Origin of the sequence: Alishewanella aestuarii B11 (assembly GCF_000280055.1) — a bacterium.
Taxonomy (GTDB): Bacteria; Pseudomonadota; Gammaproteobacteria; order Enterobacterales; family Alteromonadaceae; genus Alishewanella; species Alishewanella aestuarii.
The window spans coordinates 1-7,617 of the sequence record NZ_ALAB01000014.1; the positions used below are offsets into that span (position 1 = coordinate 1).

Consider the following 7,617-nt stretch of genomic DNA (forward strand, 5'->3'; position numbering starts at 1 on the left):
TCCCATCCGATATCCAGTACTTGCCTAAACCAAGGGCCACGAAATCCGGCGTCTGTAACGATAACCGGGCTTGCAGCTTGCCGGTAGTATTGCGTGAAGGCGCCTTAGAAATTGCTGATGAGTTTGGGGTTTATCTTTAGTCGCCAGGGAATGCACTTCCTCATAAAGGGTTATCGAGCGCCCCTCACATGCCAATGCGGCGCGCAGCAGGAAGAACTGCTGACCGGGCTCTAAGTCTGACCAGTCGACCAAAATCACTGGCTGTGCTTGATAACCTGCAAAATATCGGGCCAGTTGCTGATAAATGTGCGGTAACTCATAAAAAAGTTGCGTATTGGAGAGCAGGCGATCAGCACTTTTTATTCGATGCTTTTCATAGGCTTGCGTGTCAAGGTTCCGCCCAAGCGAAGTGACTGTGAGTTGCTGCTGGGTCGAGGCACTTAAGACTATATTTTGTAGCGCCTTGCGCCGGGCACTATGCATAGAAGGTGTGACAGCGTGAATGAAATTGGTTAGGATGTGCTGAACATTCATGGCGATTCCTGATTGTTTTTTTTGGCGAAAGATCTGATCATCGAGCGCCATGAATGTTCCCTTCCTATACCAATTTATTTAATCCTTTGTTTTATCATCCTATTTCGTGGGGATACCTCAGGGACCGACCAGTTACCTGCCTTAACGCACCTTGCTTTTGCGGATCAGCCGGTACAGCAACTCAGGTGATAGCCGGGCGATGAAAGCCGCCAGCTTTTCTTTAAAGCCGCCGATAACAATATAACTGTTACCTTTGCGCAATGCTTTCAGTGTTGCTGTAGCAAACTCGTCGGCAGTCATGGCTTTTGCCTGGGCATCATCCATTTTACCGAGCGCTTCGCCACTGCCGGTTAGTGCATTCATTGATACCGCGGTTTTCACAAAGCCGGGGAAAACCACCGCCACGCGAATACCCTGGTTATACAGCTCGGCCCGCACGCTATTGGCCCATAAGTGCAGCGCTGCCTTAGCAGCAGAGTAGCTGCCGCGGTATTGGGTACCGACTAAACCGGCGACACTGGAGATAAACACCAGCTGGCCGGTGCCTTGTTTTAACATCACCGACAACACCCGCCGACTCAGCGCCACCTGAGCAAAGTAATCAATTTCCATAATTTTGCGATCAGTGTCGCTGCTGGTATCCATCACTAGTGCGCGCTGACTGATCCCGGCGTTATTGATCAGCCAGTCCAGCCGGCCGTAGTGATGAATAATCTTATCAAGCGCTTGCTGCTGAGCATGCTCATCGCAGATATCCAACGGTACCGTTAAATGCCGTTCCGGTTGCGGCAGACTTTGTTGCACGCGCTCAAGCTCTGTTCTACGGCGGGCGCTCAGCACCACCTTGGCGCCGGCTGCGGCAAATTGCTTTGCCAAAGCTTCACCGATGCCCCCTGACGCACCGGTGATCCAGATCACCTTGTCTTGTAGCGATATTGTCATTGTTATGGCCATCTTAAGATACAGATGGCCGATGTTAGGGGATTTGCGGTGTGACTGTCAAAGTGAAGTCACGCTGACTGGTCAGACCCTACTCTTACCAAAGAAAAGGGAGTGCTGTGGATAAGTTAGCTGCCGACCCGGAATTTACGGCTAAAGTGGCGCTTAAACAGCATAATGGCACTGATACCCATCACCGGGGCGATAATCCAGCTAACCACTTGCCATTGACCAGTCAGCACTTCGGCCAGTAAGCGGCGGCCACCGGCGGCGAAAAAAGCCGTGTATAGCGCGATGCCGGTGCCAATCATCGAGGTAAAATGCTCGATAATCCATTGCCTGGGCTGAAGTTGAACAGTACGAATATATCGTAAGTTTCCGATGACGGCTGAAACGCCAACACCACTAAAAACCATCGATAACACGTCGCCGGCTCTGAAGCCAACGATAGCCAGGACAATACTGCCTGCCAATAACAGCCATACAGGACCTTGATAAGTCCAAACCCGCAGCTGTGACAACTGTGTTTTTACTTTCAGTACAGCATAAGCATGGCGCACTGTAACCCAGGTTAGTAAACTCAGTTGAAAAAGAAAAAAAGAAAACTGACGGCGTTCAGAAATAAATTTCTCCAACTGCGCTGCAGTCCAGTTTGGATTCTGGCCATAAACCAGGGTTGGGCTATAAAGCACCATCAGGCACATCAGAATGCCTGAGCCGGCAATCAGCAGCATTAGCTGATAGTAGAGCTTGCCAGCGGTATTATGCAGCATACTGCCTTTAGCGCTGACTACCGGCACCCAAAACAGCACCAGACAAATCGCGCCCAGGGCAATGTGAAGAATAAGCAGGGTAGTATGTAAGTAGTTCATGTTATGCCTCCTCTGGCTAGGAACATAGCCAATTTACGGCTGAGGCGGCTTTAACACAGGTGCCAGAAGTCAGGATTTTCAGACATGACTTTCGGCCTATTGCAGAAGTTAAAGCTAGCGTCATAATAGGTGAATGAAATTACGCTTTCCGTTAGCGACCTTAGCTGGGGTAATTACCTGGCTGTTAGTGTCCGGCATTACCCTACTACTGCTGCAAAGGCTGCCATCACCGCAACCGATGCTGGCAGCATCTTTACTATTACTACTATACGGTGTCTGTTTTGTCTTTTTAACTCAGGAACAACATCCACTCGGATTAACAGGACGCTATGGTAGGCTGTTATTGCTGACTGCCTTGGTCGCGGCCTTTACCCTGCAGTGGGTTTTGCCGACTGGTTATTTTGATTATCTGGCCATCCTCACAGTAATTTGGGTGTCTTTACTGCCGCATATCATGTCACAGCAGAAGGCTATGATACTGACAGCGCTGATCGTTATACTCTGGTTTAGTTTACAAGCTTATCTTGAGCAACGCAGTCTGTGGATCTCGGCAGCGTTGTACGGTAGTTTTCATCTCTTTGCGGTACTGATGCAAACTGCAATCAAGGCTGAAACCGAGGCGCGCGCTGAATTAACAGAAAAGCATCGCCAACTACTGGCCGCGCAACAACTATTACAGCTGGCCTCACGCGCGGAAGAGCGTAATCGGATCGCCCGCGATCTGCATGATTTATTAGGACATCATCTGACGGCGCTGACGATACAATTGCAGGTTGCCAGTTATCAGTGTGATGGCGAGGCCAAACTACAGGTTGAGAAAAGCCTGCAGCTGGCCAGACTGTTACTCTCTGATGTGCGCGAAGCGGTATCCGCGATGCGCGACAGTTCCGAGCTGGATTTAAAGCAGTTGTTTGCCCCCTTGCTGCAGCATTTACCGGATAGCTTGCAGGTTGAGCTGGATATAGCACCCAAATTAAAAGCCAGCTCCTTAAATCAGGCTCAGCATCTACAGTATCTGGTGCAGGAAGCCATCAGTAATACCCTAAAACATGCCAATGCCAGCTGCTTGTGGATCCATGCCAGGGAGGCAGAGCAGGGCATCGCCTTAGAGATTAAAGATAATGGTCAGCTAAAGGCAAACTGGCAGCCAGGTAACGGTCTGATTGGCATGCGCGAGCGCGTTGCCGAATGTGGCGGCAAGCTGCATCTTGCCGCTGATGCCGGAAGTCTGGCGTTACAAATCTGGTTACCTCAGGCAGGAGTGGCCGATGTTTAAAGTGTTATTAGTCGACGATCAGAAGCTGATCCGTGATGGCATTCGCAGCTTGCTGGCGATATCCGGTAAGGTCGAAGTGGTCGGCGAAGCCTGTGATGGCAGTGAAGTCGTAGCACTGTGGCAAAGCTGCCAACCCCAAGTTATCCTGATGGATCTGTCGATGCCGAAAATGGATGGCATCGCCGCCATTAAAGCCTTGAAAGCAGCCGGCAGCGATACGCCGGTGCTGGTATTGACCACCTTTGACGACCATGAGTTGGTACTGCAAAGCCTGCAAGCCGGCGCCCGTGGCTTTCTATTAAAGGATGTGTCGCTGGACACGCTAATCAAAGCCATAGAGAGCCTGGCGGCCGGGGGCAGCTGTTTTCAACCTACTATTACTGAGCGCTTATTGCAGCAATTACCCGGCAGTGCCGATACTCAGTACCGCAAGCCGGCGTTGCCAGAGCCGCTAACGGATAAAGAGTTAGAGATTTTACGGCTAATGGCGGCTGGCTACAGTAATAAAGAAATTGCCAGCGCCTTGTTTAAATCTGAAGGCACAGTAAAAAACCAATGCTCGACCATTTTAGGTAAGCTCGGGGTGCGGGATCGCACCCGAGCCGTATTACTGGCTTTGGAGCTGGGCCTTATCACCCCTTAAACTTATCCACAGCACTCCGGCACCGGTCTGACCAGTTTATCCACAGCACTCCGGTACCAGTCCGACCAGTTTATCCAGACGTCTCTATTGCCGTTGGGAAGAGCTGGTTCTGACCAGCTAGCTGCGATAGCCGTTGGGGTTGTGTTTCTGCCAGCGCCAGGTATCGCGCACCATATCGTCCAGTGTCTTCTCTGTTTTCCAACCCAGTAAAGTCAGCGCTTTGGTTGGCTCAGCATAACAGACGGCAATATCACCGGGGCGACGCGGCGCAATCTGATACGGCACCGCTACCTGATTCACTTCGCTAAAGGCGTTAACCATATCCAGCACGCTGTAGCCAACGCCGGTACCGAGGTTAATCGCCTCAATACCTTTTCTCTGTTCCAGATATTGCAGCGCCTTTAAATGGCCATTGGCTAAATCCACGACATGAATATAATCGCGCACGCCGGTACCATCTTTGGTCGGATAATCGTTACCAAACACATTGAGTTGTTGGCGTTTGCCGACCGCGACCTGGGAAATAAACGGCATTAGATTATTCGGAATGCCATTAGGATCTTCGCCGATCTGGCCACTTTCATCAGCACCGACCGGGTTAAAGTAGCGCAGCAGGGCAATAGACCAGTCTGGTTCGGCCTTTACCAGATCTTCCAGAATTAGCTCAATCATCAGCTTACTCTGGCCATAAGGATTGGTAGCCGAGCGGGGCGAGGTTTCTTTGATCGGCACTTCTTTGGCATCACCATAAACGGTGGCCGAAGAGCTGAATACCAGCTTTTTGACATTAAAATGCCGCATCACACGGCACAGGGTAACAGTACCCGAGACGTTATTGTCATAATAATGCAGGGGCAGTTCGGTCGATTCACCCACCGCCTTTAAACCCGCGAAATGAACCACCGCGCTAATTTTATACTGGCTGAATACTGCCGTAAGCGCCGCCTGATCGCGAATATCACCGGTAATACTTAACAGCGTGCGCCCGGCAAGTTGTTCTACCCGCTTTAGCGACTCTGCCGAGCTGTTACTAAAATTATCAAAGCTAATCACGTTATAGCCGGCGCGCAGCAAACACAGTGCTGTGTGGCTACCGATGTAACCAGCACCGCCGGTCAGCAAAATATAAGAGCTCATAGGCAATCCTTTGGCTAAAAAACGAAACAGTTAAGGCAAGACTTTTTTATAAGGTTTAACAGTAGCCTTAACATAAACGCCTGCTGCCCAATACGGGTCAGCCGCGGCCCAGGCTTCTGCTTCTGCTAACGAGGGGAATTCAGCCACCACCAGTGAGCCGGTAAAGCCGGCTGCGCCCGGATTGTCCGAATCAATGGCGGGCAGCGGGCCTGCCATTAATAGCCGCCCCTCAGTTTTTAATTGCTCCAGACGGGCTAAATGCGCTGGCCGGGCTTGTAACCGTTTTTCCAGACTATTGGCCGCATCTTCGGCATAAATCATATAGAACATGTTAAAACTCGCTACGCTAGAAATTCTGGCTGCACCTTAGCAGATTTGAGCCTTAAAACCAATTCAGGCCGGCAGGTCGGGCTAGGATTTCCCGCCACAGGCTGTTAGCATGAAGGCGCTTTTTCTAACAATAACTAAAAAAATCCATTCAGGGAGTCCACCCACGCATGAAACGTGAACAATTCAGTTCCAGCCTTGGCTTTATTCTGGCCGCGGCCGGCTCCGCCGTTGGTATCGGTAATCTGGTCGCCTTTCCGGTAATGGCCAGTAAAAATGGCGGCGCCGCTTTCCTTATCATGTACGCGATTTTCGTGTTCTTTATTTGCTTACCGGTGATGCTAGCCGAGATGAGCCTGGGGCGTCACACGCGGCAAAACCCACTTGGCGCTTACACCCAAATTGGCCAAAACCGGGCCTGGCGTACTGTGGGTTGGTTATCGGTGATTACGCCCTTTATGATTGGGGTGTTCTATCTGGTGATCACCGTCTGGATCGCCGGTTACCTCGGTAAGGCGCTGCTTGGTCAGCTTGATCAACTTGCTGACCCTAATGGCTTCGGCGCCTTTATCAATAGTAATGAGCTGTTCGTGTATATGGCCATCGTCGTGGGTTTAACCTTTTTGATCCTGCAAGGCGGTGTGAAAAAGGGCATTGAAAAAGCCACCACCATCTTGATGCCAACATTGTTTATTATGCTGATTTTGTTGGTTATTTATGTGCTAACCAAAGAAAATGCCATGCTGGGTGTTAAGTTTTTCCTGATCCCGGACTTCACTAAGCTCACCGGGCAGGTATTAAATGGCGCGCTGGCGCAGGCATTCTTCTCCTTGTCGCTGGCAATGGGGATTCTGATCACCTATGGCTCTTATATCCAAAAACATGACAATATCGTCTCAGCCGGTAAAACGGTAGCCGGCTTATCCTTGCTGGTTGCGGCCTGCTCAGGTTTGTTGATCTTGCCTGCAGTGTTCTCGTTTAATCCGGACATTCAAATAGCCGAACTGTCAGAATCCAGCATTGGTATGATTTTTATGTTCCTGCCAAAAATCTTCTTGGCATTGCAGGCTGACATAGGCTATTTCGGTGCCTCCTTTATTGCTGCTTTTTTCTTCTTGCTGGTGTTTTTTGCCGCCATGACCTCGCTGGTGTCGATTATCGAGGTGCCGGTGGCCAGCGTGATGGATGGTAAGGGATTAAGCCGGCGCAAAGCGCTGTACTCATTGGGGGGGGCCATGGTGCTGCTGGCGGTAGTCTGTGCTTTGTCGTTTGGCCGTATTGATTGGCTGAGCAATATTCTAAGCTACGGCGGCAACAACAAGTCTTTCTTTGATTTGGTTTACGATATGTTTTACGAAACCATTCTGCCATTAAATGGCTTCCTGCTCTGTTTGTTTGTGGTTTACCGCTGGAAAGCACACAATCTGGATAAAGAAATCGCCGACGGTAATCCGGGTTTTGCCGGCACAGTGCTGCAGAAATACGTTAACTTCTCGTTGGGTACTTTTATCCCACTGATCCTGTTAATTATTTTTGTGAATACCGTCTCGACCATTTATTTCGGTAAAAACTTACTGTTCTAACTGGTCAGACCGGTACCGGAGAATAATATGAACGCCTCCACTAAAGCGTCAGGGGCGGTTATCTGAAAAGATGGATACCCCTGGTCACGGCATCGTGTGCCAAAATGGTCGTTATTAACGACAGACAGCAGGGGTATCCGAGATGAAGCTTAATGTATTCGGCGTTGATATTGCAAAAGATGTTTTTCAAATTCACTGGGTAGACAAAGCGGGCAAAGCGCGCTCAGAGAAGGTGAAACGACAGCACTTTTTGGAGTGGTTCAGCAATAAGACGTCATCACTGATTGCCATGGAAGCCTGCAGTGG

At 50.1% G+C, this 7,617-nt stretch carries 8 protein-coding genes; 3 read left to right on the plus strand and 5 right to left on the minus strand.

Features of this window, described 5'->3' with window-relative positions; genetic code table 11:
- Nucleotides 1-24: 24 nt before the first annotated feature.
- From AEST_RS06680 to AEST_RS06690, 3 genes are all read right to left on the minus strand, one after another.
- A complete protein-coding gene (locus AEST_RS06680) occupies nucleotides 25-534 on the minus strand; it encodes a hypothetical protein (RefSeq protein ID WP_156803873.1) in 510 nt (169 codons plus the stop codon).
- Nucleotides 535-675: 141 nt separating this feature from the next.
- Nucleotides 676-1,476, minus strand: a complete 801-nt coding sequence (locus tag AEST_RS06685) for an SDR family oxidoreductase (RefSeq protein WP_008607956.1) — start codon at nucleotides 1,474-1,476, stop codon at nucleotides 676-678.
- Between the two features lie 125 nt (nucleotides 1,477-1,601).
- Nucleotides 1,602-2,345, minus strand: a complete 744-nt coding sequence (locus AEST_RS06690; protein ID WP_008607957.1) for a hypothetical protein — start codon at nucleotides 2,343-2,345, stop codon at nucleotides 1,602-1,604.
- A gap of 133 nt (nucleotides 2,346-2,478) precedes the next feature.
- On the opposite strand from AEST_RS06690, the gene AEST_RS06695 reads away from it, so the two are divergent.
- Nucleotides 2,479-3,621 carry a sensor histidine kinase gene (locus AEST_RS06695; RefSeq protein ID WP_008607958.1) on the plus strand — a complete coding sequence of 381 codons (1,143 nt, stop codon included), beginning with the start codon at nucleotides 2,479-2,481 and terminating at the stop codon, nucleotides 3,619-3,621.
- Nucleotides 3,614-4,264, plus strand: a complete 651-nt coding sequence (locus AEST_RS06700; RefSeq protein WP_008607959.1) for a response regulator — start codon at nucleotides 3,614-3,616, stop codon at nucleotides 4,262-4,264. The genes AEST_RS06695 and AEST_RS06700 overlap by 8 nt, the downstream gene beginning before the upstream one ends.
- Before the next feature lie 117 nt (nucleotides 4,265-4,381).
- On the opposite strand, the gene galE is transcribed toward AEST_RS06700, so the two are convergent.
- Together galE and AEST_RS06710 are read right to left on the minus strand one after the other, a co-directional pair.
- Nucleotides 4,382-5,401, minus strand: coding sequence for a UDP-glucose 4-epimerase GalE (gene galE / locus AEST_RS06705; protein ID WP_008607960.1), 1,020 nt, complete (start codon nucleotides 5,399-5,401; stop codon nucleotides 4,382-4,384).
- A 30-nt stretch (nucleotides 5,402-5,431) separates the two neighbouring features.
- The gene (locus AEST_RS06710) at nucleotides 5,432-5,731 is read right to left on the minus strand and encodes a YciI family protein (RefSeq protein WP_008607961.1); all 300 of its coding nucleotides are present in this window, start codon (nucleotides 5,729-5,731) and stop codon (nucleotides 5,432-5,434) included.
- Between the two features lie 167 nt (nucleotides 5,732-5,898).
- Between AEST_RS06710 and AEST_RS06715 the strand changes: the two genes are divergently transcribed.
- Entirely contained in the window at nucleotides 5,899-7,311 is a 1,413-nt protein-coding gene (locus AEST_RS06715; RefSeq protein ID WP_008607962.1) for a sodium-dependent transporter, read from the plus strand.
- Nucleotides 7,312-7,617 lie beyond the last annotated feature (306 nt).

What these genes read in the sequence shown, in the direction of transcription:
- AEST_RS06680 (WP_156803873.1), bottom strand. Translation starts at nt 534, where the DNA reads ATGAATGTTCAGCACATCCTAACCAATTTCATTCACGCTGTCACACCT.
- AEST_RS06685 (WP_008607956.1), bottom strand. Translation starts at nt 1,476, where the DNA reads ATGACAATATCGCTACAAGACAAGGTGATCTGGATCACCGGTGCGTCA.
- AEST_RS06690 (WP_008607957.1), bottom strand. Translation starts at nt 2,345, where the DNA reads ATGAACTACTTACATACTACCCTGCTTATTCTTCACATTGCCCTGGGC.
- AEST_RS06695 (WP_008607958.1), top strand. Translation starts at nt 2,479, where the DNA reads ATGAAATTACGCTTTCCGTTAGCGACCTTAGCTGGGGTAATTACCTGG.
- AEST_RS06700 (WP_008607959.1), top strand. Translation starts at nt 3,614, where the DNA reads ATGTTTAAAGTGTTATTAGTCGACGATCAGAAGCTGATCCGTGATGGC.
- galE (WP_008607960.1), bottom strand. Translation starts at nt 5,401, where the DNA reads ATGAGCTCTTATATTTTGCTGACCGGCGGTGCTGGTTACATCGGTAGC.
- AEST_RS06710 (WP_008607961.1), bottom strand. Translation starts at nt 5,731, where the DNA reads ATGTTCTATATGATTTATGCCGAAGATGCGGCCAATAGTCTGGAAAAA.
- AEST_RS06715 (WP_008607962.1), top strand. Translation starts at nt 5,899, where the DNA reads ATGAAACGTGAACAATTCAGTTCCAGCCTTGGCTTTATTCTGGCCGCG.